17 protein-coding genes are annotated in these 25,816 nt (G+C 71.7%); 5 read left to right on the forward strand and 12 right to left on the reverse strand.

The features are described 5' to 3' along the window. Window positions 1-194 precede the first annotated feature (194 nt). Window positions 195-2,822 carry a penicillin-binding protein 1A gene (locus tag WME98_RS23565; protein WP_437953299.1) on the forward strand — a complete coding sequence of 876 codons (2,628 nt, stop codon included), beginning with the start codon at window positions 195-197 and terminating at the stop codon, window positions 2,820-2,822. 54 nt (window positions 2,823-2,876) lie between these two features. Here the strand turns inward: WME98_RS23565 and WME98_RS23570 are convergent, their stop codons facing one another. From WME98_RS23570 to WME98_RS23625, 12 genes are all read right to left on the reverse strand, one after another. Next, entirely contained in the window at window positions 2,877-4,199 is a 1,323-nt protein-coding gene (locus tag WME98_RS23570) for an alkaline phosphatase PhoX (RefSeq protein ID WP_437953300.1), read from the reverse strand. 9 nt (window positions 4,200-4,208) lie between these two features. After that, window positions 4,209-5,063, reverse strand: a complete 855-nt coding sequence (locus tag WME98_RS23575; RefSeq protein WP_437953302.1) for a hypothetical protein — start codon at window positions 5,061-5,063, stop codon at window positions 4,209-4,211. 229 nt (window positions 5,064-5,292) lie between these two features. Next, entirely contained in the window at window positions 5,293-6,474 is a 1,182-nt protein-coding gene (locus tag WME98_RS23580) for a zinc-dependent alcohol dehydrogenase (RefSeq protein WP_437953303.1), read from the reverse strand. Window positions 6,475-6,478: 4 nt separating this feature from the next. Then, window positions 6,479-7,297 (reverse strand): SRPBCC family protein, encoded by an 819-nt coding sequence (locus WME98_RS23585; RefSeq protein ID WP_437953304.1) that lies wholly within the window; start codon window positions 7,295-7,297, stop codon window positions 6,479-6,481. Window positions 7,298-7,370: 73 nt separating this feature from the next. Continuing rightward, complete coding sequence (locus tag WME98_RS23590; protein ID WP_437953305.1) at window positions 7,371-8,384, reverse strand: tetratricopeptide repeat protein; 1,014 nt, start codon at window positions 8,382-8,384, stop codon at window positions 7,371-7,373. Next, window positions 8,371-9,759, reverse strand: coding sequence for a serine/threonine-protein kinase (locus WME98_RS23595; protein ID WP_437953306.1), 1,389 nt, complete (start codon window positions 9,757-9,759; stop codon window positions 8,371-8,373). Before WME98_RS23595 ends, WME98_RS23590 begins: the two co-directional genes overlap by 14 nt. Before the next feature lie 106 nt (window positions 9,760-9,865). Beyond that, on the reverse strand, window positions 9,866-10,858 hold the full coding sequence (locus WME98_RS23600; RefSeq protein ID WP_437953307.1) for a M14 family metallopeptidase: 993 nt from the start codon (window positions 10,856-10,858) through the stop codon (window positions 9,866-9,868). A 131-nt stretch (window positions 10,859-10,989) separates the two neighbouring features. Next, window positions 10,990-11,958, reverse strand: a complete 969-nt coding sequence (gene speB / locus WME98_RS23605) for an agmatinase (RefSeq protein ID WP_437953308.1) — start codon at window positions 11,956-11,958, stop codon at window positions 10,990-10,992. An 8-nt stretch (window positions 11,959-11,966) separates the two neighbouring features. After that, window positions 11,967-12,746 carry a lysophospholipid acyltransferase family protein gene (locus WME98_RS23610; RefSeq protein WP_437953309.1) on the reverse strand — a complete coding sequence of 260 codons (780 nt, stop codon included), beginning with the start codon at window positions 12,744-12,746 and terminating at the stop codon, window positions 11,967-11,969. Between the two features lie 14 nt (window positions 12,747-12,760). Beyond that, on the reverse strand, window positions 12,761-13,318 hold the full coding sequence (locus tag WME98_RS23615; RefSeq protein ID WP_437953310.1) for a GNAT family N-acetyltransferase: 558 nt from the start codon (window positions 13,316-13,318) through the stop codon (window positions 12,761-12,763). 164 nt (window positions 13,319-13,482) lie between these two features. Continuing rightward, window positions 13,483-14,463: an SDR family oxidoreductase gene (locus WME98_RS23620; RefSeq protein ID WP_437953311.1), complete on the reverse strand. Its 981-nt coding sequence runs from the start codon at window positions 14,461-14,463 to the stop codon at window positions 13,483-13,485. Between the two features lie 164 nt (window positions 14,464-14,627). Next, window positions 14,628-16,889, reverse strand: coding sequence for a DUF2169 family type VI secretion system accessory protein (locus tag WME98_RS23625; RefSeq protein WP_437953313.1), 2,262 nt, complete (start codon window positions 16,887-16,889; stop codon window positions 14,628-14,630). Window positions 16,890-17,350: 461 nt separating this feature from the next. On the opposite strand from WME98_RS23625, the gene WME98_RS23630 reads away from it, so the two are divergent. From WME98_RS23630 to WME98_RS23645, 4 genes are read left to right on the forward strand one after another with little or no spacing between them, the layout of a single operon-like run. Next, window positions 17,351-19,597, forward strand: a complete 2,247-nt coding sequence (locus WME98_RS23630) for a type VI secretion system Vgr family protein (RefSeq protein ID WP_437953314.1) — start codon at window positions 17,351-17,353, stop codon at window positions 19,595-19,597. A gap of 23 nt (window positions 19,598-19,620) precedes the next feature. After that, window positions 19,621-20,649: a DUF2169 family type VI secretion system accessory protein gene (locus tag WME98_RS23635; protein WP_437953315.1), complete on the forward strand. Its 1,029-nt coding sequence runs from the start codon at window positions 19,621-19,623 to the stop codon at window positions 20,647-20,649. Then, the gene (locus WME98_RS23640) at window positions 20,636-25,258 is read left to right on the forward strand and encodes a PAAR-like domain-containing protein (RefSeq protein ID WP_437953316.1); all 4,623 of its coding nucleotides are present in this window, start codon (window positions 20,636-20,638) and stop codon (window positions 25,256-25,258) included. Before WME98_RS23635 ends, WME98_RS23640 begins: the two co-directional genes overlap by 14 nt. Further along, window positions 25,255-25,683 (forward strand): hypothetical protein, encoded by a 429-nt coding sequence (locus WME98_RS23645; protein WP_437953317.1) that lies wholly within the window; start codon window positions 25,255-25,257, stop codon window positions 25,681-25,683. Before WME98_RS23640 ends, WME98_RS23645 begins: the two co-directional genes overlap by 4 nt. Window positions 25,684-25,816: the final 133 nt, after the last annotated feature.

Genomic DNA, 25,816 nt, shown 5'->3' on the forward strand with positions numbered 1-25,816 from the left:
CGCCGCGGCGTGCGTCGGAGCCGCCGCGGCGTGCGTCGGAGCCGCCGCGGCAGGTGTCGGAGCCGCCGCGGCAGGTGTCGGAGCCGCAGTGGCGTGCGTCGGAGCCGCCGCGGCAGGTGTCGGAGCCGCAGTGGCGTGCGTCGGAGCCGCCGCGGCGGGCTTCGGAGCCGCCCGCGCGGAGATCCAGCGCGCCGGTGCGAGGGAGCGAACCGCCGCAGCGGATCAGCTCGGCGGCGCGCACGGCGAGCGCGCCGCGCCTCGAGGGCCCGCCGCCGGCGCCGCCGGACGACGCGGCCGGACAGGACCGGGGCGCCAGGATCGCCACCTGGGCGAAGCGCATCGGGATCGCGCTCGCGGCGCTGCTCGTCCTCGCCGCCGCGAGCGTCGTGCTCGTCGTCCGGCACTACGAGGCGGATCTCCCCTCGACCCGCGAGCTCAAGGATTACCGGCCCCCGCAGGTGACGCGCATCCTCGCGCGCGACGGGACGCGCCTCGGCGAGCTCTTCACCGAGCGGCGCACCGTCGTGCGCATCGGCGAGATCCCGAACCAGGTGAAGCTCGCCACGCTCGCCGCCGAGGACGCGGGCTTCTACGAGCACGCGGGGCTGAACTACCTCGGCATGCTCCGCGCCCTCGCGGTGAACCTCCGCTCGACCCAGACCAGGCAGGGGGCGAGCACGATCACGCAGCAGGTCGTGAAGAACGTCCTGCTCACGCCGGACCGGACCTACAAGCGCAAGGCGCGCGAGATCATCCTGGCCCGCAGGATCGAGCAGGAGCTCACGAAGGACGAGATCCTGGAGCTCTACCTCAACAAGATCTACTTCGGCCACGGCCGCTACGGGGTCGAGGAGGCGAGCCGCTACTACTTCGGCAAGAGCGTGCGCGACGTGACGCTCGCCGAGGCGGCGCTGCTCGTCGCCGTCGTGAAGGGGCCGTCGGTGTACTCGCCCCGCGCGAACCTCGAGCGCGCCGTGGCGCGGCGCGACTTCGTGCTCGACCAGATGCACAGGAAGGGCTTCGCGGACGAGGTCCAGGTCGAGCAGGCGAAGCGGGAGCCGGTGGTGCTCGCCATCGAGACCGAGTCGCTCGCCGAGCTCGCGCCCGAGGTCGTCAGCGAGGCGCAGCGCGTGCTGCGCGAGGTCGTCGGGCCCGCCGCGCAGCAGGGCGGATACACGATCACGACCACGATCGATCCGGCGCTGCAGGCGGCGGCGCGCGCGGCCGTCCGCAAGAACCTCGACGCCTACGCGAAGCGGCACAAGCTGTTCGGCCCGCTCGCGCGGACCAAGAAGGAGCCGCCGCCCTTCGAGGGGACGCCGGCCGGCCACAAGGTCTTCCGGGGGGTCGTGACCGGCGCCGACGACGCCCGAGGCACGCTCTCGGTGCGCGTGGGCACGCTGGACGGCACGGTCGCGCTCCGCGGCGCGCAGCGGTACAACCCGAACGGGCTCGCGCCGAGCAAGTTCGCCGACGTCGACAAGGTGGTGCGCGTCAGCCTGATCGGTCCCGCGCCGGAGCCGGTCGTCGAGGCGGCCGCGACGGGGCAGGACGAGGACGAGGACGCCGCCGACGGAGAGGCGAGGCGCGCCGCGCCCGCAGGCAGCCCGGCGAAGCCCGCGGCCCCGGTGCCGCTGCGGCTCGAGCTCGGACCCGAGGGCGCGCTCGTCGCGATCGACGTGCGGACGCGCGAGATCGTCGCCCTGGTCGGCGGCTACGAGGCGGTGCGCGGCGGGCTCGACCGCGCGACGTTCGCGCGGCGGCAGCCGGGGTCGACCTTCAAGGCGTTCGTCTACGGCTACGGGATCCACGCGCGCACGCTGACGCCGTCGACGATCCTCGAGACGAACCCGCAGGCCGTCGCGGGGTACAAGCCGCAGAACCACGACGAGAGCGAGGGGCAGTCGCCCGCGCGGCTGCGCGAGGCGCTGGCGCACAGCGTGAACGTGGCCGCGGTGTCGGCGATGTCGCGCGTCGGCCCCTCGAACGTGGTCGCCTTCGCCGGCGCGCTCGGCATCCAGTCGAAGCTCGGCGCGGACCTGTCGCTCGCGCTCGGCGCCTACGAGGTCACGCCGCGCGAGATGGCCGCCGCGTACGCGAGCATCGCCGCGGGCGGCGTCTACGAGCCGCCGATCCTGATCACGAAGATCGTCGGGCCGGGCGGGGCGGAGATCCCGCTGCCGCCGCGCCCCCCGGCGCGCCGCGTGATGGAGGAGCCGGAGGCGTACGTGCTCACGAGCCTGCTGACGTCCGTCGTGCAGACCGGGACCGCCAAGCAGGCGCGCTCGCTCGGGCGGCCGATCGCCGGCAAGACGGGGACGACGAACCAGTCGAAGGACACGTGGTTCGTCGGCTACTCGACCGACATCGCGTGCGCGGTGTGGACCGGCTACGACGACGCGGCGCCGCTCGGCAAGGGCGAGGCGGGCGCCACGGCGGCGCTGCCGGCGTTCGTGGATTTCATGAAGCAGGCGCACGCGAAGCGCCCGGTGGCCGACTTCCCGGTGCCGAGCGGCGTGGTGCGCGTGAAGATCGATCCGCAGACGGGCCTCCTCGCGCGCGAGGGGCAGGAGGACGCCGTCGAGGAGGTGTTCGTCGCCGGAACGGAGCCGGCCGAGGAGGCGCCAGTCCCCGAGGCGGACGCGGGCGCGGAGGCGGCCGACGCCGGAGCGCCGGAGGAGCTGCAGGGGGTCGTGCCGGCGCCGGGCGAGGGCCCGGCGGAGCCGGGGACGGCAGCGCCGGGGACGGCGCCGGCCGAGTCGGAGCACGCGCCGGAGCCGGGTCCGCTGCCGACCGGCGAGACGGCGCCGCCGCCGTTCTGAGCGGCCGCTCGGGCCGGTCGGCGCTCTGCTCTACCTGGCGCTCTCCCCGGCGCTCTACCCCGGCGCCCCCGCCCGGGTCGGGCTGCCGGCGCCCGCGGCGATCTCGGGGAACGGGCCCGTGACGGCCAGCGTGAGGCCGTCTTCCTGCATGTTCACGAAGAGCGCCTTGCCGTCGGGCGAGAAGCACACGCCGGCGAGCTCGCTCGGGCTCCGCGCGTTGCGCGCGAAGTCGAAGATCTGCCCGTCCCTCGTCACGCCTCGCAGGTAGTTCCCCCGGCTGCCGTCCTCCGCCATGAAGAGCTCTCCCCAGGGGGCGACGGTGATGTTGTCGGGCGCGTCCAGCTCGTCCGTGCTCGTCGCGTGGGCGAGGACCTCGAGCGCGCCGCCGTCCCCGGCAGGGGCCAGCCGGAAGATCTGCCCGGCGCCGGCCGGGCCGCCGATCGTCGCGGAGACGTACACCGCGCCCTGCGCGAGGCAGACGCCCTCCCCGCGCCGGAACAGCGCGGCCCCCTTGGCCTGCGCCTGCTTCCGGACCGTGTCGTCCCGCGGATCGGGGTCGTCGATGTCGACCCACGCGATCTCGCGCGGCTCCCGCAGCGCCCAGCCCGAGGTGTCGGCCTTGCGGGCGCCGACGACGGCGAGCGCCTGCAGCTTGCCCTCGAACGGCGCCGCAGGATCCGCGGGCTTGAAGCGGTAGAAGCAGCCGTCCGCCCGATCCTCGGTCAGGTAAGCGATGTTCGTCGCGGGGTCGACGACCGCCGCCTCGTGGAAGAAGCGGCCGTATCCGGTGAGGCGCTGCGGCGGCGCCACCCTCGATGCGTTCGCCGCGCACACGAAGACATAGCCGTGGCGAGGATCGACGTTCTCTTCGCACGTGAGCCAGCCCCAGGGGCTCGCGCCGCCGGCGCAGTTCCGGTTCGTTCCGGCGAGCACGAGGTTGCTCGAGCGGCGCTCGAGCGTCGCCGCGTCGACCACGAGCCTCGTGACGCCGCCCATGCTCGCCGCGTCGTACGCCTCCGCCGGCGCGCTCTGCCCGGCCCGGTAAGGCCCGATCTTCCGGTCGGCGGGCCCGTTCTCATGATTCCTGAGCAAGATCCACGTGTTGTCCGGCCCAGGAAAGCACCCCATCCCGTCCGGCCGGCCGGGCACCCGGTAGCCGTCGTCCATGTCGCCGCCGGCGCGCTCAAGGATCCGGTAGGCGAAGCCAGCAGGGAGATCGAGGATGCCCGCGGGATCGGGGAGGAGCGGCCCGAACCGGCCGGCCGCGTTCTTCGTCCTCGGCCTCCGCGCGAAGATCAGGGAGAACGGCAGGGCCAGCGCCGCGGCCGCAGCCCCGCCGATGCGCAGGAACGATCGCCTCGGGACGCGTCGCTTCATGACGAGGATCTATGTCGATCGGCCACCGCCCGAAAGCCGTCGGCGGCGAGCGCCGCGAGGCCGCCGCTCGGCCGATGCACGGAAACAATGCCGATCCGCGCGGGTGGACGCCTCGAGGCCGCGACAAGCTCGCCGGCACGGATGCCGCGGCGCCGCGTCACCCCGCTTGGCTTCCGTCGGGAACGGGGCGACCAGGATCTTCGAGGAAACGCGGCCCACGAGCCGCCGCAGGACCTGCTTCGCGCCGATCGCGCCGCCGGCGCCCACCGCGAAGACGAGCGGCGCCGCAGCGCCGCCGGTGACCGCGACGAGGCCCGCCGCGAGCAGCACGCCGGCGCCGGTCGCCACCGCGCCTGTCGAGGCCTCCTGGGCCGCGTGCACCATCGCCTCCTGCCTCGTCATCTCGCCGCGCTGGAAGGCCGTGACCCCCTCGTACGCACCGAAGGCGCCGTCGATGACGAACCCGATCCCGGCCGCCTTGCCGGCGCCCTTCAGGATCTCCCGGCCCGCGGTCTTCATCACCTCGCGGGTCAGCGTCTTGGCCACCGCGGCCGACGCGCCGTCGGTGAGCGCCGCCTGGCCCGCCTGCCGCGCCGCCGCCTGAGCGACGAGCGCCCCCGCCTGCTTCCCGCCGTGATCCACGATGATCTTCGCCGTCGCCTGCGCCCCCACCGAGAGCCCCGGCGCGAACGCGTCCACGACCGCCGTGGTGTTCTCGACCATCGCGCGCCGCAGGCCCTCCCGCGCGCCCTCGTCGAGCAGCCCCTTGCCCGCCGCCGAGAACAGCGCCTCGGCCGCCCCGCGGACGGCGACCGCGCCGCTCCCTGCCACCGAACCAAGGATCTTGTTTCGTCGTGAGCTCATCTCGACCTCGCCGTCTGCGCGCGCCCCCGCCTCATCAAGGGGTAGCGCCCTGGGGCGGAAAGACAAGCTCAGCGCCGCGCGCTCCTTCCGTCGCTACGAGCGAGATCCGTTCCCGGCCGCCCCTGCACAGATGCGCTCGGCCGGCGCCGCGCAGAGGCCGCGCTCGCCGGCCCGCAGGTCCACCGTCGCGGCGCCGATCGCGCCGCCGCCGCGCGACGGCGGCGCCGACTCAGGCGCTCGCCGCCGGCGTGAAGACGGCGCGCACGCAGCCATCCTGCTTCTTCTTGAAGAGCTGGTATCCGCGCGGCCCCTCCTCGAGGCTCATCGGGTGCGTCACGAGGAACGAGGGATCGATCTCGCCGCGCTCGAGGTGCTCGAGCAGGCGCGGGATGTAGCGCTGGCCGTGCTGCTGCCCCATCCGGAAGACCAGGCCCTTGTTCATCGCGGCGCCCATCGGGAACTTGTCGATGTGCCCGCCGTAGACGCCGACGATCGACACCGTGCCGCCCTTGCGGCACGCCATGATCGCCTGGCGCAGCGCGATCGGGCGATCGGTCTCGAGCCGCATCGCCTGCTTGGCGCGGTCGTAGGCGTACTCGAGGCCTCGCCCGTGCGCCTCCATGCCGACCGCGTCGATGCACGCGTCGGGGCCGCGGCCCCCCGTCATGTCGCGGAGCGCCTCGCGGACGTCCACCTCCTCGTAATTGAGCACCTCGGCGCGGCCGCGCTCGCTGGCCAGCCGGAGACGCTCGGGGAGCCGGTCGATGGCGATGACCCGCTCCGCGCCGAGCAGGTACGCGCTGAGGATCGCCATCTGTCCCACGCCGCCGGCCCCCCACACCGCGATCACGTCGCCGGGGCGGATACCGCACATGTCCACGGCCATGTAGCCGGTCGGCAAGGCGTCGGCCGCGAACACCGCGCGGTCGTCCGGGACCGCCTCGGGGACCTGGAAGGCGCCCTGATCGGCGAACGGGACGCGCACGTACTCGGCATGGCTGCCGGCGATGCCGCCAAAGGCGTGGCTATAGCCGAAGATGGCGGCGGTCGTGTCGCCAAAGGCCGCGTCGAGCACGGCGTGGCTCGGGTTCGAGTTGTCGCAGAGCGACCAGAGCGCGTGCTCGCAATAAAAGCAATGCCCGCAGCCGACGATCGAGCAGACGACGACGCGGTCGCCCTTCTTCAGCTTGCTCACGTCCGGGCCGACCTCGACGACCTCGCCGACGAACTCGTGCCCGAGGATGTCCCCCTTCTTCATCGTGGGCACATAGCCGTCGATGAGGTGCAGATCCGAGCCGCATACGGACGACATCCGCACGCGGAGGATGGCGTCGTGCGGGGCGAGGATCCGCGGATCCGGCACCGTCTCGACCCGGAGATCGTTCACCCCGTTCCAGCAGAGAGCGCGCATGGCCTCACCTCCCCAGCACGGCCCCGCCCAGCACGGCCGATCTCCGGCCGCTGGGCTGTCCGTCGATCGTCGGTATCTCCCCCGCCTCCATCAGCTGCTTGAAGTGGCGGAGGTCGTCCCTGAGCTGCTGATCCGGCTCCTCGCCGAAGACCTTCGCGATCGCCCGGCCGAGCGCGCCGGCCGGCGCCTTGTAGTCGAGCGTCACGCGGACCTCGGTGCCGCGGCCGCCCGGCGCCGGGACGAACCGGACCGAGCCCGCGTTCTCGATGTCCGCCGGCTCGCAGGAGCGCCACGCGATGAGCTCGTTCTCCCGGTCCTCGACGATCTCGGCCCGCCACGACACCGAGCCGCCGCCGGGCGCCCTCGCCGCCCACCGCGAGCGGCGATCGTCGATGACCTCGACCTCGGCGAGGTGCTCCATGAAGCGCGGTAAGTTCTCGAAATTGCGCCAGAATCTGTAGAGCTCGTCCGCGGGCTTCGCGACGGTCACGGCGCGCGCGACGCGCGTCGTCGCCGGTGCCAGCCCGCCGAACAGGCGGCCGACGCGCTGGCCGGCGCGCAGGAGCCGCGCGCGGGGTGGAGCGCGATCGTCGGGCGCGCCCGCGGCGCCGCGGCGGCCCGAGACGCCGTGCTGGATCAGCGCCCCGCCCGCGAGCGCGAGGACCAGGCCGGGCACGCTGCGGCGGGCGAGCCCGTACGCCACGAGGGCGCTGCCGCCGATCGTGGAGACCAGGCGCTCCGCCCTGCCCGCTGTTCTGCCCGCCCCGGCCTGGTCGCGCTCGACCAGCGGCGGCACCTCGGAGATCGGTTCGAGCATCGTCATGACACCCCTCCTCGCAACCTGGGCCGCAGCCCGGGTTCGCGGCGAGATCAGGCAAGGCGCGCGCCTGACCCGATCAGAAGCGCACGAGGAGGCGGGAGCCGAGGCCGGCCGGCGACGGCGTGAGGGAGAGCTCCGCCACGGGAGGCTTGCCAGGCGCCGGCGAGGCGGCCTCGGAGGGGCTCAGCAGGAGCAGCGTGACGCCGGCGCCGATGCCGACCAGCCCGACGCCGGCGAAGACGCCCGCGAGCGTCGTGGCGGTCTTCCCCCTGTCGTAGTCCCCCTGCAGCGATCGCGGGCACACGTAGCCCCCGCCGCCGGCTGGGGAGCACCCGTCCTCGACCTTGGACAGCGCGCTGGCGCGCACGGCGAGCGCCACCGCGGTCGCGATCGCGCCCGCGCCGCCCACGCCGAGCGCGATGTAGCCGCCCGTGCGGACGCCGCTGGACGACGGCGGCGCGGGCGCGGCGTCCGGGGGGCGCGCGTCGCGCGCCGGGAGCGGCGCGGGCACGGTGAGCGTCACGTCCCGGCTCGCGCCCGGCGTGAGCTCGACGCGCTCCAGGATCGGCGCGGCGCCGCCGTAGAAGAGCTCGACCGTGTGCGCGCCGAGATCGCGCTCGAGCGCGACGCCGAGGAGCCTCGGATCGAGCGGCTTGCCGTCCAGCACCACCTGCACCGGCGACCGCCCCTCGGCGCCGTGCAGGCGGACGGTCAACGTCCCGACCTTGTTGCCGAGCGCCCGGTACCGGAGCTCGGCGTCCTCGCTCCACCCGGCGTACTTCGCTTCGTTCGACTGGAGCGCGGCGCGCCGGAGATCCCACCAGTCGCGCCGCGCCGAGGCGTAGCGGCCCATCTCCTCCTCGCACTCGGCGATGTTCCGCAGCGCGCCGAGCCCCTCCGGGTAGATCTCCAGCGCGCTCCGGAAGGCGATGACCGCCTGCTCGCACTGGCCGGCGCTCCGCAGCTCGCGCCCGCGCGCGAACAGCGTCTTCGCGTCCTCCTCGGCGCCGATGGCGAGGGCCGGCGCCGGCGCGGCCGCGAGCAAGGCGGCGCCGCACAGCGTGATGAGCTGTCGCTCAAAGGATCTCACTCTTGTCGATCTCCTTGCGGCGCCGGGGAACGGTGGGCGGCGCGGGCTTGGCGGTCGCGGTGGCGCGGGGAGCGCCGCCTTCCGCCCCAGGACGCGGCTGGACCCCGCGCGGCCGCGCGGACGCGGTCGCCGCGGCGGAGGGAGCGGGCTCGCCCGCCGGGGCGACGGCGACCGGCGGCGCCGTCGCGGCGGGCGGCGGGGGCGGCGGCGGGCGCAGCGCGAGCTCCTGGAGCGCGCCGCGCACGCCGGGGGACAGGTGCCGCGCCGCCTCCGGCTCGGCGCGCGGCCCGCCGAGCAGGCGCCACGCGAGCGCGGTGGCGCCCGCGAGCGTGCCCAGGGAGGCGACCGCCACGGCGACGAGCGCCGCCGGCCGCCGCGCCGGCGAGGCCTTCGCGGGCGCGGGCGGCGGCGCCGCGAGCGCGTCGCGGTAGGCCCGGACCATCTCGCGGATCGAGGTGAACCGCCGCGCCGGCTCCTTCGCGAGGGCGCGCGAGAACCAGCCGTCGAGCCCCCGGGGGAGCGACCGCCGGACCTCGGTGGCCGGCTCGAAATCGCGGGTGCTGACCGCCACGATGAGCTCGGCGATGGTGTTGCCCTGGAACGGCGGCCAGTCGGTCAGCACCTCATAGGCGAGGACGCCGAGCGCCCACACGTCGGCCCGCGCGTCGACCGCGAGCGGCGAGGAGAGCTGCTCCGGGCTCATGTAGTTCGGCGAGCCCAGCATGACGTCGGCCTCCGTCTCGCGCGGCCGATCGAGGCCGAGATCGCCGTGCAGCGCCTTGGCGATGCCGAAGTCGGCGACCTTCACCGTGAGCTCCGCGCCGGGATCGTCGAGGATCATCACGTTGGAGGGCTTGAGGTCGCGGTGCACGATGCCCATGTCGTGCGCGACGGTGAGCGCGTCCGCGATCTGATCGAGCATGTCCGCGAAGCGCCGCGGCTCGATCGGCCCCTTCTCGCGCACCTCGGCGAACAGCGTCCGGCCCCGGATGTACTCCATCACGAGATACGGGATGTCGTCGTGCACGCCCGCGTCGTGGACGGCGACGATGTGCCGCGTGCGCGCGCCCAGGCGGGCCGAGATCTGGGCCTCGAACCGGAACCTCTCCAGGACGGTCCGGCTCCGCGTGGGGTCGCCGGTCAGCGAGACGCTGAGGAACTTGATGGCGAGCTCGGTCTTGAGCGTGACGTGGACCGCGAGCCAGACCTCGGCCATGCCCCCGCGCCCGAGCGGCCGGACCAGCCGGTACTTGCCGTCGACGATCTCGTCGGCCTCGTGCTGCCAGATGTCGGACTCGTCCGCGCCGGGCGCGCGCTCCGCCGCGCTCAGGCTGACCCTGACGGTCGTCGGCAGGCGGGGCGAGTCAGCGTCCACACGCGAAGGATAGTGGATGCCGCGTGCGAGACTGGCACTTTTTGTCCGCCGGCGTCCGGCCGGTGTGGGCGGCGGTCAGCCGGTGGCGGCCGCGCGCGCGGGCGCATCACTCGGCGGCGTCGGCGAACAGCTCCGCCGGCGGCTCCTCGAGGCGCGGCGGCGCGTGCGGGGCCGCCCGACCCACGCCGCGGTCGAGCGCGTCGCCGAGGAGCGCTCCCACGCCGGGGACGACGTTCTCGATCGCCGCGTCGGCCTCGAGCGGGTTGAGCCACCAGAACGGATTGAGCAGCCGGCGGAAATCGCGGAACGAGCGCGCGGGGCGGCTGACCTCCACGGTGAAGGCGAGCGTCCCCAGGTTGGCGTCGAGCCAGTCGTCCATGTCGCCGACCGTGGGGTACCAGTGCGCCGCCTGCCGGATCTCGTACGGCTCGCGCGGCAGCGCGCGGCAGAAGGCGTCGCCGAGCGCGCGGTACAGCGAGGCGCGCGGGTTGGGCGCGCCGGTGTGCGCCCAGGGGTAGAGCAGGAGGTTGCCGCAGCTGTGAAAGCCGAGCGCGAGCGCGGGCCGCGTCTCCAGCGCGACGTCGCGCAGCGCGCGCGACTCGGGCTCCGAGAACGCGTGCGGCCCGGTGTAATGCGGCGACCACCGGAGCCGCGACCCCGCGAACGGGTGCAGCGGCCGCGACGCGGACAGCGGCGCGAAATTCCGGTTCAGATCCACGCCGCGGGCATTGCACCGCTGCGACGCCCATCTCTCGTCGCGGAGGCGCTCCAGGTTGTCGGCGAACGCGTCGGGGTTGACCACCGGCATCACGACCAGCCGCGCGTGCGCGGCGATGCTGCCCCGGCCGCCCGAGAGGAGCGACCGGACCGCGTCGAGCAGCGCGAGCCCGCCGATCACCTCGACCCCGTGCATGAGCGACGTCAGCAGGAACGTCGGGCCCAGCGGGTTGCCGAAGTCATACCGCCGTAACGGTCGTCCCTGGGTGGACGTCCCCACCGTCATTTCATGTCCGCCGTGCGCGCGCGCGAGGCGCGCCCAGGCGGCGTCGAGCTGCGGGAGATCGGCGTAACGACCGGAAAGATCGGGCGAGCGTGTCATCCCAGTGTCTCTTATGTGACACCGGAATGGCGATGGGCGCCAGCGGATTGAGGCGCGGCGCGGTGCGGCGGGGCGGCATTTCTCTCGTCGTCTTCGCGTCCGCGTCCGCGCTCGCCGAGATCAGGTGTGCGTCACCCGAGCGGCCGGTTGACCTTCCTCGTCGCGAGCAGGGCGAGGCCCTCGAACAGGAGGTGCGCGCCGAGGTGAAGGGTGATGTCGGCGTGGTCGAGCGCGGGGCACACCTCGACGAGATCCATGCCGACGAGGTTGATCCCCGCGAGGCCGCGGAGCAGCTGGATCGCGTCGCGCGAGGTGAGCCCGCCGGGCACGGGCGTGCCGGTGCCCGGGGCGTAGGCGGGGTCGATGCCGTCGATGTCGAACGAGATGTAGACGGGCGCGTCGCCGGCGGCGGCGCGGATGGCGGCCGCGATCGTGGAGGCGCCGTCCCGGTCGATCCGGTCCATGCCGTACAGGGTCGCCCCGGCGTGCGCCGCGAAGGCGCCCTCCTCCGGGTGGCCCCAGGTCGCGCGGACGCCGATCTGGTGGAGCGCGCCCCGGCCGAGCAGTCCCTCGTCGATGGCGTTGCGGAACGGCGTGCCGTGGTGGAACGGCTCGCCCCACACCTCCGCCGTGCTCGTGTCGAGGTGGGCGTCCACGTGGACGACCGTGACGGGGCCGTGCCGTCGCGCGAGCGCGCGGAGCACCGGGAGCGCGATGGAGTGGTCGCCGCCGACGACGAACGGCACCGCGCCGGCGGCGAGCACCTCGTCGACCGAGGCCTGGACCAGCTCGCGCACGGACTCGGCGTGGAACGGGGGAAACGGCACGTTGCCGCCGTCGAGCACGCGGAGCGCGCGGAACACGTCGACGCCGTGGCCGGGGTGATAGGACTGCACGAGGGCGCTCACGCGGCGCAGCTCGTAGGGCGCGAACCGGGCGCCTGGGCGGTAGGTGACGCTCCCGTCCCACGGGACGCCGAGGAGCACGGCGTCGGCGCCGGCGTAGGCCGACGCGCCGGCTTCCTGGAAGCTCGCGGTCGGGAGGCGGAAGAAGGGAGTCTGCCCGTGCCGCAGGTACGCGGCGGCTCGTTGTTGCGACATGAGATCTCCTAAAGGCTCAAGAGGTCCAGGATCACGGCGCGGGCGCGCTCCGCGAGCTCGGCCGCGCCGCCGTGATCGCCGAGCGGGGGGCCGAAGGTGATGTGAGCGCTCGCCTCGCGGCGGCTGGAGAAGCGGAGATAATGGGGGACGAAGGTGTCGTCGCCCGCCCAGCAGAGCTCCGGGGCATCGTAGGTGATCGCCGCGGGCACGATGGGGACGCCCGCGATCCGGGCGAGGCCGAAGATGCCTTTGCGGAAGGGGAGGACCTCCTCGCCGCGCGTCGTGGAGCCCTCCGGGAAATTCAGCACCGGGACGCCGTGGCAGAGGGCGCGGAGCGCCGACCGGAGCACGCGCGCCCCGCTCGCCGGGCGCTGCCGGTCGACGAGCAGCACGCCGAGATCGCGCGCGCGCTCGCCGATGATCGGCCAGCCGCCGATCTCCTGCTTGGCGATGGCGGTGCAGGGGGTGAGCGAGGCGAGGGCGATCGGGTCGAGGTAGCTGACGTGGTTGGCCACGATCACGAACGGCGGCGCGGGGAGCGCGCCGGTCACGCGGACGCGCAGGGCGTGCATCGCGCAGAGCTCCCCGGCGATCGCGTGCAGGAGGCGCGCCCGCTCGCGGTCGCGCGAGGCGGGCAGCTCGGGCAAGAGGCTGGTCCGGAACACGGTGTCGAGCGCGAGCCCCATCACGCCGGAGACCCGGGTGACGACGGAGAGCGCCTCGGTCCACGGCCAGTCGCTCGCCGCCCCGGGGCGGCGGGCGGCGTCCAGCGGAGCGGTGGTCGTCATGAGGTCCGTCCGCCTCAGGCCACCGCGGCGATGCCGCCGTCCGCCGCGCGCGGCTCCCTCGCCTCGGCGGCGCGATCGACGAGCCCGACCCGCTCGAAGCGGGCCCGGAGCGCCATGAACGCGTCGCGATCGATGCGCGAGATGATGCGCGGGTGTCCGGTGCCGTAGAAGTCGGGGCGGACCTCGATCTCCTTGGCGCCGAGCATGGCGTGGAGCGCCCGCGCGGCGTGGTTGTCCTCCTCGACGGTGAACCAGCACGACTCCGCCCAGCCGAGGATCGACCCGACGAACGCCCGGAGCAGCGTGTGCGTGGCGCGGGAGCCCTGGTACTCGGGCAGGACGGCGAGGGTCGTGCAATAGACCTCCTTGCCGCGCGCGAAGGAGAGCAGGTAGCCCGCGGGCTTGCCCGCGGCCTCGACCATGAAGCAAGAGTCCCTGAAGAAATCGCAGCAAAGACGGATGTAATACCGCCCGAGCTCGCCCTCGCCCGCGCTTCCGAAGAGCGCCGCCTCGAGGTCCATCAGCGTCGAAAAGTCATCGCTTCGGAGCGTGCGCGCCACATAACGGCTCATCGTTGCGCCTCCTTGATTCTCAGTGAATCGTTGTTCGGCGCGCAGCATGCCGGCCGACGGTGGAGAACGCGTCACAGAATCCCCGAGGTTGGGAGGCACGCCGGGGACGACAGCGCGTCAGGACCGATGGGAGATCGCGTACGGAGGGTGCCAGATGGGCGAGCTCACCGTGGCTTGAGGCGCTCGAGCGCCGCGGACGGGATCTCGAGCGCGAGCCGGGCGGCGGCCCTCGCCGTGTCGAGGAGCGCGGCGAGGCGCGAGGCCGCGCGCCACCCGCCGGTCACGCCGGTCCAGCGCTTCATGGGCGAGAAGATGTTGCCGTCGGTGTGCGGCGCGGCGCGATCCAGGAAGGTCGCGCTCGTGATGTACGCCGCCAGCACCCGCTCGGTGAGGCCCGGGAAGGCGGTGTACGCCGCGGCGGTGACGCGGCCGCCGACGCCGACGTGCACCTCGCGCCGCGGCCGCTCGGCGAGGGAGACCATCGCGGCCGCGACCCGCTCGGGGTCGAGGACCGGCTGGATCGGCTGGACGGCGCGGCCGGTGTAGTTGCCGGCGTGCTGGTAGATCGGGGTGTCGACCGCCGCGGGCAAGAGGGAGCAGACGTGGATGTCCGGGGTGCTGACGAGCTCCTGCCTCAGGCAGGACGCGAGGCCGAGGACCCCGAATTTGGCGCTCACGTAGGCGCTCATCGTGGGCCCGCCGAACTTGCCGAGCGCGGAGACGTTGTTGACGAGCACGCCGGCGCCTTGCGCGCGGAAATAGGGCAGCGCGGCCCGCGCCCCGTGCACGTAGCCGAGCAGGTTCGTCTCGATGACCTGGCGGTAGGTCTCGTAGGGCGCCTCGTCGGCGCGCGCGTAGAGGAACACCGCGGCGTTGTTCACCCAGACGTCGATCCTGCCGAACACCTCGACCGCGGCGCGGGCGAGGGCCCTGACGGCGCACTCGTCCCGCACGTCCGTCGGCACGGCGAGCGCCCGCGCCCCGGCGCTGGCGCACTCGGCGGCGACCTCCTCGAGGGCCGACGCGTTCCGCGCGGCGACGACCACCCGCGCCCCGCGCCGCGCGAACGCGAGCGCCGCCGCCCTGCCGATCCCCGACGAAGCCCCGGTGATGACGACCACCGAATCGCGCACGCACTTCCGCATGACTGAACCCCTCCCGCGCGGTCTGTCCCGCACCGGGAGGGGAGCAACCCGCGGGCCACCCTGGCCCGGGGCGCGTCCAGGGATTCCGGGGCCGGCGCGCGGCGCGCGGCGCCGGGAACGCCGCAACGGGACGCGCGCCGCGCCGGGCCGCCCACGCGCGCGGCTCAAAGAGCTCCGCGCCGCGCGACCGAGCAAGCCCGCAGCGCGACACCAGCGCTCTCCTGGTGCTCGGTGCGCATTCCGAGCGCGGCGATCATTCTCACTTGCATTCTTTGGAGACCCGGCAATTCCTTCCCCACCGCCTCAGGCCAGTACACAGGCACCTTCACGTGACCTCCGGTGGAAGAGAGCAGCGCCCGCAATCTCATCTGCCCCATCACCAGCCTTTTCTGGAAATGCCTGTGCTCGAGCAGCGCCCGCTCCGCGTGCGCCTCGATCGTCCTCGCCGGGACCACGCGATTCTGACCCAGCGCCTCGCGCAGCTGCCCCGTCAGCCCCTCCACCACGCTCGTCGCCCCCTGCACCCAGGGCATCTTGAAGACGTCGTGGATCGCCTCCACCGTTTCCTTCAGCTTCTTGTCCGCCATCACGAGCGGGCTCGCCGCGGCCACCAGCGCCTTCAGCGTCTCCACCTCATCGAACGGGAGCTCCAGCTCCCCGGCGACCAGCACGAGCGGCGGCACGAACGCCCCGTCCTCGCCCACGGCCTCCATCATCGCCTGCTCCAGGTCCTCCACCCGCATCGGCTGCCCGCGCGCGAGGATCGCCAGCACGTCCCGGCGATCCTTCGCCGACGGCCGCTTGCCGGGCGGCATGTCGTCGTCGAGCTCCTCGTCGTCGGGCCGCGGCTTCACGTCCGCGAGGATCTCCTTCCACGCCGGGTGTTTCCGGATCCTCGGCATCGCCGCGGGGCTGAACCAGAGCAGATCGACGATCTCACGCCCGCCGCGCCTCGGCGTGAGCGCGGGCGCGGCCGCCGCCGGGGTCGGCTCCGCCGGCGGCGACGCGGGGCTCCTCGGAGCAGGGCGCGAGCCCGCCATGGATTCCACGACGGACTGACCGATGGAAGGCCTCCCGCCCGCCTCCAGCCGGCTCCACGGCCCCGCCGTCGCAGGCCCGGCGATGGGCTCCGCCGGCGGCGGCAGCACCACGAGCGGCGGGGGCGGCGGGCTCACGGCGAGCGGCGCAGGCGGCGGCGCCGGCTCGGCGGTGTGCGGCGGGCGACCACCCGGCCGGAACGGCAACGCGGCGTCCCCCGGCCTCGACGTCGGCGGCGCGGGCGCCTGCCGCGGCTCGCCCCCGCCCTGGAACGGCATCACCGGCGCCACCGCCGCGCTGACCTTGTCCCCCAGCTGGAGCGTCCCCTCCGCGTCCTCTTCCACCCCGCGCTTCTCCGCCGCATCCCTGGCCTCCGGCGGGGACGGCTTCGCCTCGTCGCTGGAGACGCGGCCGCCGGCGTCGCCCTCGAGCGTCACCGCGATGCGCCCCGCCTCGCTCGGATGCCTGAGCCCGATCCTTCCCCGCCAGACCACCGTGCACAGCCCACGATCGGCGTCGATCCACAGCGTGTCCGCGACGAGCGCCACCTCCTCGTGCTCCCCCGTGGCCCGGTGCGCGACCGCCCTCGGCCGGACGCCCGGCAGGTTCGTCACCAGGCGGGCGTGATCGGGGCTCAGGTTCTCGAGGATGATGTGCTCGTTGGGTCGGATCTGCTCCACCTGCTGGTCCAGGGGCGCCGCCAGAAAGTACACGGGATCGAGCCCCTCCGGCAGCGGCCGCTCCTCCCATCCGGGCTGCGGGAACTTCCCGGCCAGATGTCCGAGCCACGATGTTCGCCCTGGCCAGCTCCGCCCGATCGGGGCGAAGCACACCGGCGCGAACGTGTCCGACGGATTGACCACATGCATCCCGGGCGGCTGGAGGTTCGGGAGCGTGACCCTGCCATACATGTCCGGGGGCGCGTCGAACCGCACGCCGACCGGGTTGCTCGTGTCGGGGCCGCCGGCCGCGCGCTCCCAGCAGAGAGGCATCTTGGTGAAGCCCTGTCCTTCGAGGAGCTGGCCGTCTCGCACCCGGAAGGCCCGGTCGCACCACACCTCGATGGACTTGTCGATGTCTCCGACCGCCACGCGGACCATCATCGATCGCATGGGACGCTTGCCCGGCGCGTACGCGTGCCCTACGAGCATCACGTCGGCGCGCGGTTTGTAGGGCACCCTGTCGCTCGGCGCGACGACGCTGCGCGCCGGATCGTCGTTCCAGTGCTTGTCCTCCTCGTTCGGCGCCTGCTGCTCCGCCGCGAGATACGACCTCCCAGGCACGAGCACGAACGTCGCTTTCACGACGACGGTCTGCGCAGCCCTCCCGTCCTGCGACTGCCAGACGAACCCCGACGCCGGCAGCGGGCACAGCGACACCACGTCCATCGGACGCGAGCGTACGAGGATCGACCCGATACTTTAAGACTTGAAATTCTACACGTCGCCCCCTCGTGCGTCGTCCCCCGGAGGGGACGCGAGGGGTGTGGCATCGTGGCCGCAGGGCGCCATTCTCGCTGCCACGCGCGAGGTTCGTTCGTGGAATGGTGTAATTTTGCAGATTTGATGATGTGTTGCTTCCGCCCCGCCATCGTCCACGGAGCGGCGCAATGCGCACACCCTGGCATCGCCTCGCGTCCAACGACCCTCGACGCCGACCCTCTACGCCGAACGGACCGCGCACGGCCATCCAGCGCCGTTCGCCTGCACAGCAGGCCCTGGACAGTACACCAGATCTCGTGAGACGCTCCCCGGCGTATTCCCAGCCATGATTCGACTTGCCTGGTTCGACAGGAGCCTTGGACGCTCGCGAGCAGACGGAGCGGGCCGGAGCGCAGGAGGGCGCGAGGATGACGTTCGTGAAAAGCCATGGTGAGGATCCCTCGCAGGCGACCGCTGGTGGTTCGGTCAAGGGCGTCGGCAAGGCGGCCGGCGCCGCCGCGAGCCGCATCGGCGGGAAGAACCTCGAGGTCGAGGTCGCTTCGGGCGACGCGCTCGACGTGCGCAACTTCTCCGTACAAGAGCGGCTCTCGTCCCTGTTCGAGGTCAACCTGGTCGCGGTCTCGGACAACGCCAGCATCGACTTCGACGCCGTCGTGGGCCAGCCGGCGCGCTTCACGCTGCGCGCGGGCGCGCACGACAGGTCCTGGTCGGGCCTCTGCAACCACCTCGAGCTGGTGCGGGTCGAGCCGGGCGGGCTCTCGACCTACCAGCTCACCGTCGTGCCGACGATGTGGCTCCTCACGCAGCGGAAGAACTACCGCATGTTCCAGCACACCTCCGAGCCGGACATCGCGCTCAAGGTGCTCAAGGAGTGGGGCATCGAGCCCGAGGTGCGGATCGACGGCGGCGCCTACAAGAAGCGGAAATACCGCGTGCAATACGCGGAGTCGGACTTCGCCTTCGTGAGCCGGATGCTCGAGGACGCGGGCATCGCGTACGCCTTCGAGCAGAGCGGGGACGAGACGAAGCTCGTGCTGTCGGACGCGCCGCACGCGAACGTGAAGCGCGGGGCGCCGCTGATGTTCCTGGACGACGCGAGCCTCTCGCGCAGCCACGGCATCTCGTTCGTGACCGACGTACGGATGGGCAAGCGCGTGCGGCCGGGGAAATACACGCTGCGGGACCACGACTATCGCCGGCCGCCGGGCTACAAGCTGGTGGGCAGCGCGTCGGGCGGGCAGGGGCTCGAGGCGAAGCTCGAGCGCTACCAGTACACGCCGGGCGCGTTCCTCTTCGGCACGGATCAGGGGGACGCGACGCCGAGCGCCGACGACAAGGGCAAGGCGCGCACCGACGAGAAGGAGGCGGCGAGCCTGGCGCAGCGGCGGCTCGACGCGAAGCGCGGCAGCGCCAAGGTCTGCACCTTCGAGACGAACGCCCATGACCTCGCGCCAGGGAGCGTGGTGAGCATCGCGGGGCATCCGCACGAGGCGCTCGCCGAGAGCCGGACGCTGCTCGTCGTCGAGTCGTCGATGAGCGGGACCCATCACGGCGAGTGGTCGCATCGGTGCAAGGCGCGGGGGACGGACATCCCCTTCCGGCCGGAGCTCGTGACGCCGAAGCCGAAGGTGAACGGGGTCGAGAGCGCGACCGTGGTGGGGCCGCCCGGGGAGGAGATCCACACGGACGAGTTCGGGCGGGTCCGGGTGCATTTCCACTGGGACCGCGAGAGCCAGATGGACGACAGCAGCTCGTGCTGGATCCACGTGAGCCAGTCGTGGGGAGGCGCCGGGTACGGCGGGGTGACCTTGCCGCGCGTCGGGCAGGAGGTCCTGGTGGACTTCCTGAGCGGGGACCCGGACCGGCCGGTCATCGTGGGACGGGTGTACACGAACCTGCAGAAGGTGCCGTACAAGCTGCCTGACAACAAGACGCAGAGCGGGTGGAGGAGCAACTCCACGGGCGGGACGGGCGGCTACAACGAGATCATGTTCGAGGACGCGGCGGGGAGGGAGCTCGTCAATGTCCAGGCGCAGAAGGACCTGAACAAGCTCGTCAAGAACAACGAGACGGAGACGACGGGCGTCGATCGGACGCGCACGGTCGGGCACGACGAGGCGATCACGGTGGGGAACGACCAGACGATCGCGGTTGGGAACAATCAGACGATCACGGTCGGGAAGGATCGGGCCGCGGCGATCGGCGTCCAGGACTCGACGCTCGTGGGCAAGAAGCACACGGTCACGATCGAGCAACCCGCCGAGCCGCCGCCGAAGATCCCGCCCACCGGGACGGTGATGACGGATCGGTTCATCTCGCAGACGACGGGGCGGTCCACGCTCACGATGAAAGGGCCGGACGTGAGCCTGACGGCCGAGGGGAGCGTGTCGATCAGCGCGGGCGCGAACATCAGCATGAGCGCGGGCGCGAACATCCAGATCACCGCCGGCTCGACGATCCAGACGTCGGCGGGCGTGACGATCGCGAACGCGGCGGGCGTGACGATCACGACCACGGCGGGCGCCGTCGTGGAGGTCAAGGCGGGCCAGCGCGCCACCGTGGACGCCGCGGCGGTGGAGGTCAACGGGGATACGGTCCTGATCGCGGCGTCGGGGGTGGTGGACATCGACGGCGAGTACATCGACCTCAACTGATCCGCCGCTGGACGGGCGCTGCCATGATCGTACGGAACTACACTCGCTTCTGGCCTTTTCACTTCGACAGCATCGATCCGCAGGGGCGCGAGTTCGGCGTGTTCGTGCTGCGCGGTGCCTTCCGCATCGTCCCTGGCGGCGTCGCGCAGCTCGATCCGGAGCAACCGGAGGTGTCCGGAGGGGACGTGTTCCACGGGGACGCGGCCTCGTCGAGCCTGCGCATGGAGGGCGATCTCGCGCCGTTCAAGCAGCGGAGCGACATCCACATCAACGCGACGGCGCACGCGCCGGGGGGCTGGCCCGCGCCGGCGTGGTTCGTCCGCGCGCGCATCGGCAAGGTGGACAAGACGCTCCGCGTGACGGGGCCGCGGCGGTGGGTGCGCGAGGGCGACGAGTACCGCCTCACCGACCCCGAGCCTTGCCGCGAGGTGCCTGTCCGGTACGAGCACGCGTTCGGCGGGACCTTCCAGGACGCGTGGGGGGCCCGCCTCGCGTTCGAGCAGAACCCCGTCGGGAAGGGCTATCTCCCCGAGGGGAAGACGCCGAACGACGTCACGTTCGAGGCGCCGCAGATCGAGTCGCCCGACGACCCCGTCACCGAGCTCGGCCGGATCCACAAGCCGGAGGGGCTCGGCCCGATCCCAGGCGTCTGGCTGCCGCGGCGCGCGTACGCGGGGACCTACGACGAGGCGTGGCAGGCGGAGCGCTGGCCGCACGCGCCGCTCGATTTCGATTACCGGTTCTACAACAGCGCTCATCCGGATCTCGTCTATCCGGGCTATCTCCGCGGCAACGAGGAGATCGTCCTCGAGAACCTGCACCCGGACGGGGCGCTCGAGCTCCGGCTCCCGGGGTACGAGCTCGGGTTGCTGGCGCTGCTCGAGACGGGCTCGCGCGCGGTGGTCCCGATGCTCCTCGACACGCTGATGATCGACGTGCCGGAGGGGCGCCTGTTCATGACGTGGCGCGGCGCGTACAGCAAGAGACGCAGGATTGAGGCGCTCGAGGCGTGCATGGCGGCGCCGGGAGGGACGACTCGTGGCCGAGAATGAAGGGCTCCGCAAGACGGGCAACGCGTGGGTCGTCTGCCTCGAGCCGGATGTCTGCAAGACGCCCATCGGCGACGAGATGAAGCCGGTGCCGTACCAGATCCGCGCCTGCCTGGCCGCCGGCGTGAACGAGGCGAGCACGGTGAAGCTCGGGACGTTCGACACCACGACGATGGCGAGCCGGATCACCACCGTCGAGGGCGATGAGCCGGGGACGGGCGGCGGCGTCAAGAGCGGGGTGAACCTGGGGTACTGCCGGCCGATCTCGCACAGCACGACGGTCCAGGCGCAGGGGAACAACATCATCTATCACACATCGCTGTACGCGATGAACTGCGCGGGCCCGGACGGGCCAGAGAACACGATCGGCAAGGCGGTGTTCATGGCCCACGGGTCGGCGCCCTATGCAGGGCCGCTCGTGGACCTCGACAAGATGCGCGAGGAGGCCGAGAAGAGCTGGTGGGAGAAGGCCTCGGACTGGGTCCACACCGGGCTCGATATCGTCGGCTTCATCCCGGGCCTCGGGGAGATCGCCGACGGGCTCAACGCGGTCATCTACCTCGCGGAGGGCGACTATCTGAACGCGGGCATCTCCGCGGCGGGGATGATCCCGTTCGCGGGCGCGGCGGCCACGGGGGGGAGGCTGGCCGTGAAGGCGGGCAAGGCCGTCGCGGAAGCGGTCGGCAAGGAGGGGGCGCAAGAGGCCGCGCAGCAGCTGGGGAAGCAGGGGGCGGAGCAGCTGGGGAAGCAGGGGGCGGAGCAGGCGGGGAAGCAGGGGGCGGAGCAGGCGGGGAAAGAGGCCGGCGAGAAGGCGGGGAAAGAGGCCGGCGAGAAGGCGGGGAAAGAGGCCGGCGAGAAGGCGGGGAAAGAGGTCGGCGAGAAGGCGGGGAAAGAGGGCGCCGAGAAGGCGGGGAAAGAGGGCGCCGAGAAGGCGGGCAAGAAGGGCGCTGACGACGCCGCCGACGGAGGTGCGAAGAAGCCGAAGAAGAAGGGCAAAGACGGGGTCGTGGTCAAGGGGACCCCCGGCAAGGGAAGCAAAGCGGGGAGCGGGAAACGGAAAGGGGGTAAGCACCGCCGGAGAGGATCGCCGAAGAAAAAACATAAGAAGAAGGAAAAATGCACGACGGTGGGACACCCCGTCAATGTGGCGACGGGCGAGGTCGTCGACGAGGCGACGGATATCTCGTTGCCCGGCGTCATTCCGCTCGTCATCGAACGCCAATATGCATCTTCGCGCTGCGACGACCGAGACGCGGCGCTGGGACCGGGCTGGTCTCACAGCCTCGAGCAGTGGATCGAAGAGGGCGAGGAGACGATCGACCTGCACGATGACGAGGGTCGATGGATCTGCTTCGACAAGGTCGGCGTCGGCGAGGCATCATTCGAGCGCGGCGAGCGGCTCGAGCTCCGCGTCGGCCGCAACGGGAGCTATCGCGTTTATGACCTGGAAAGCCGCATCGCCCGCGTCTTCGCCGGGCCGGGGCGCAAGGCGCTGCTCCGCTCGATCGAGGATGCGAGCGGCAACGCGATCACGCTCGACTACCAGGAGGGATTGCTCTCGCGCGTGGTCGACACGGCCGGGCGCGAGGTCCTCTTCACGTGGGACCGCGGCCGGCTCGTGCGGCTCGATGTGCGCGTCGACGGCCGCGTCGAGCAATGGGTGGAGTACCGGTACTCGAAGGCCCGAAACCTCGCCGCCGTGGTCGACGCGCTCGGGAGCGTCGAGGAGTACGAGTACGACGGCGCAGATCGGATGATCGTCGCCCAGCTCAAGAATGGCGCGCGCTTCCAGTACACCTACGACGATGAGAGCGGGCGCTGCGTGCGGACGTGGGGACCCGACGGCCTGCACGAGGTGGAGCTCTACGCCGACGAGCGGACGCAGACGACGAGGGCGGAGAGCGAGGAGCCGAGGATCTATACATGGGACGACGATGGGCTCGTCACGCGCGAAGAGACGACGACGGGCGTCCTCTTGGGGGAGCGCGAGTACGACGAGGATGACTTCGTCCTCGAGGAGCGCAACGGCGCCGGGGACGCGACGCGCTTCGAGCGCGATGCGCGCGGCAACCTCGTGCGGGTGGTGGATCCGGCGGGCAACGTGACGGCGTGGACGTACGAGGGAGATCTTCCCGTCAAACGGACGGAGCCCGGCGGGCTGGAGACGCTTTATACACACGACGCGCGCGGAAATCTCATCGAGATTCAGTACCCGACGGGCATTACGTACAAGCTATCGTACGACGACCGAGGGCGCCTGTGCTCGATCGAGGGGCCCGAGAGGCCCGTCGTGCGATACGAGTACGACGCCCGGCACAACGTGATCGCCGAGACGGACGCGCGCGGCGCGCGGACCACGTTCGAGTACGACACGCTCGGGCGCCCCGTGTCGATGACGGACGCGCTCGGGAGGGTGACGCGGCTCACGTACGATCAACTGGGAAGACCGATTGAGATCCAGCGTCCGGATGAAACCGTCACGCGACAAGCCTACGACGCGCAGGGCAACGTCGCGCGCGTCACGGATGCCCTCGGGCAAGCGACGGCGATGGAGTATGGCGGCACCGGGGTGCTCTCGCGTGTTACGCAGCCCGATGGGCAGACGTGGTCCTTCCGGTACACGTCCACGGAGCGGCTCCGGGAGATCGAGAACCCGCGTGGAGAGGTGTATGCGTTCACCTATGACGTCGCAGGTCGCATCGTCGAGGAGCTGACGTTTGACGGGCGGGTGCTGAAGTACGGTTATTCGAAGGCCGGAAACCTGGCGCGAATCGACTACCCGGACGGGAGCTTCCGATCGTTCAACCACGACCGGCTGGGCAATGTCGTCTTCGAGCAGTCGACCGACGGGATAGCGACCTATCCGCGCGACACGCTCGGGCGGCTGCTCGCCGCGGTCGTGGAAGAGGGGGAGAGCAAGGTCGTTACGATGTTCGAGCGGGACAAGCTCGGGCGGATCGTGACGGAGCGGCAGGGAGACAAGGCGCTTCGGTTCGAGTACGACGCGCTCGGGCGACGGACGAAGCGGGTGCTGCCGAACGGCGCGACCACGAAATACGTGTACGACGCGCTGGATGCGCTGATCGCCGTGGAGCACGACGGCTACCGGATGGAGATCGAGCGCGACGCGCTCGGACGGGAGGTCTGCCGCTGCTCTCCGGATGAGCAGGTGTCGATCCAGAGCGGCTACGACGCAATGAATCGGCTGATCGAGCAGCGGGTATCGGCGTCGGCGCCCGGGACAGCGGTCACGAAGGACCTGGTCGAGCGGAAGTGGAGCTACGACGCGCTCGGGCGGGTGACGCGGATCGAGGACAGCCGATGGGGCGCGACCACGTACCGGTATGACCGGATCGACCAGCTCCTCGAAGCACAGCGCGGCTCATTGCGCGAGGTGTTCGCGTATGACGCGGCGGGCTCGCTGCGGAGGATGATCGAAGGGCTCGAAGCTCACGCGAGTTCGCGGGAGTGGGAGATTGCCCCGGGGAACATGCTGCGGCAGACGAGCGAGGCCAAGTATACTTACGATAAGCGCGGGCGGCGCGTCGTCAAGCTCGACCTCGGGGCGCGCGCAGGGGGCGCTGAGGGCGCGGCGACCGAGTACACGTGGGACTGTCGCGACCGGCTGCGCGAGGTGCGCCGGCCGGACGGGGCACGGGTGCGCTTTTCGTACGACGCGTTCGGGCGGCGGGTGCGCAAGGAACTCGTGCCAGCCGGAGCCGAGGCGGCGGACGGTACGGTGGAGTTCCTTTGGGATGGGGATGAACTGGCGGCGGATCTGGAGCGGACGCGAGGGGCACGCGTGTTCGTCCATGATCCGGGGACGTTCGTGCCCCTGCTGCACGCGGAGCAGGGGCAGGTGTTCGCGGTGGTGAGCGATCACCTCGGGATGCCGAAGGAGCTCGTTGGGCCGGACGGGCGGGTGGCCTGGTCGGCGGTGCACTCGGCGTGGGGGCGGGTCATCGATGCCTGGAGGGACCCGCCGGCGCAGAACGCGCGTCCGATGGAGAGCCCGTTCCGGCTGCTGGGGCAGTACGCGGACGAGGAGACCGGGTTGTGCTATACGCGGTTTCGGTACTTCGATTCGGAGGTGGGCCGATGGTGCAGTCCGGACCCGCTGGGGCTCGCCGGCGGACGAAACCTGTATTCCTATGCACCAAATGCTCTCGGATGGATCGACCCGCTGGGGCTGAAGTGCGAGGTGTTCGTCAGGTTCGTGTCGGAGGCCGAGGCAAACGCGATTCGGAGTGCTGGCGGCCTCGTGCCAAGAATGCATGGGAGCACACCTTCGAGGGCGGCAAAGTGGATATCCGAAGCAGCGCAACCGCGGAATCCTAGGGATCTGGGCGCCTCGTCGAACTACACTCACCGGGTAGAGTTCAAGATGAAGGAGGGGACGAAGCAGTGGTTGAATGACCCTTCGCGCAAGATCGATTACGAGAGCATGGCGGGGGCAGAGAAGGACAACGCGGATAAAGTCATGGTCAAGTCCAACGAGCCGGGGTCGTATGGCGTTGGCTCCAAGTTGTTGGATGCATTCAACGAGCGTATCGCCCAGGGCGGCATCTCCGTGACCCCCCTCTCGCAGGGCACCGGAAGGAGGAGACGATGATCTCCACTCATCACGAGTTCGTTGATTGTCTGATCGAACTTGCGGACAGGCTGAAAGTCGGCGCGGCTTCGGCCGAAGAGCCTGACGAAGTCGTGAAGAAGTCGTTTTTGAAGTACGCGTCGGAGACGCCGGACAATATGGCGTGCTCGGAGCGGATAGAATATGGCAAGGTGCCAGGTTACGAGGGCGAGCCTGAAGAAGTTTACGGCTTGAAGGTGCGCGGTAAAGACTTCCTGTTGTCCGACGTTATGTGGCAGCTCGAGAGCGTAGAAGGTGCAGAGCTGATCCGATCCAAGCACCCGGAGCTCACGACGGAGGATGCCAAGGCGATCCTTCGTATGTGCACGTTCATCCTATCCAGCCTTGAGGCGAGGGTCTTGAGACCGGAGCTCGACGACGACCGAAACGCTTCGGCGCAATCGTGAAGGCTCGCGGCGCGAGATCGCGTCGTTGCTATAGAGCCAAGGTGAACCTAGCGGAGCGGGAGATCGCTCCGAACGACCTCGATGAGCACATGGAGGGGATCGTCGACGCGGCGCTCGCCGCCGCGCGTGTTCG

Origin of the sequence: Sorangium sp. So ce296 (genome assembly GCF_051529605.1) — a bacterium.
GTDB classification, from domain to species: Bacteria; Myxococcota_A; Polyangia; order Polyangiales; family Polyangiaceae; genus Sorangium; species Sorangium cellulosum_D.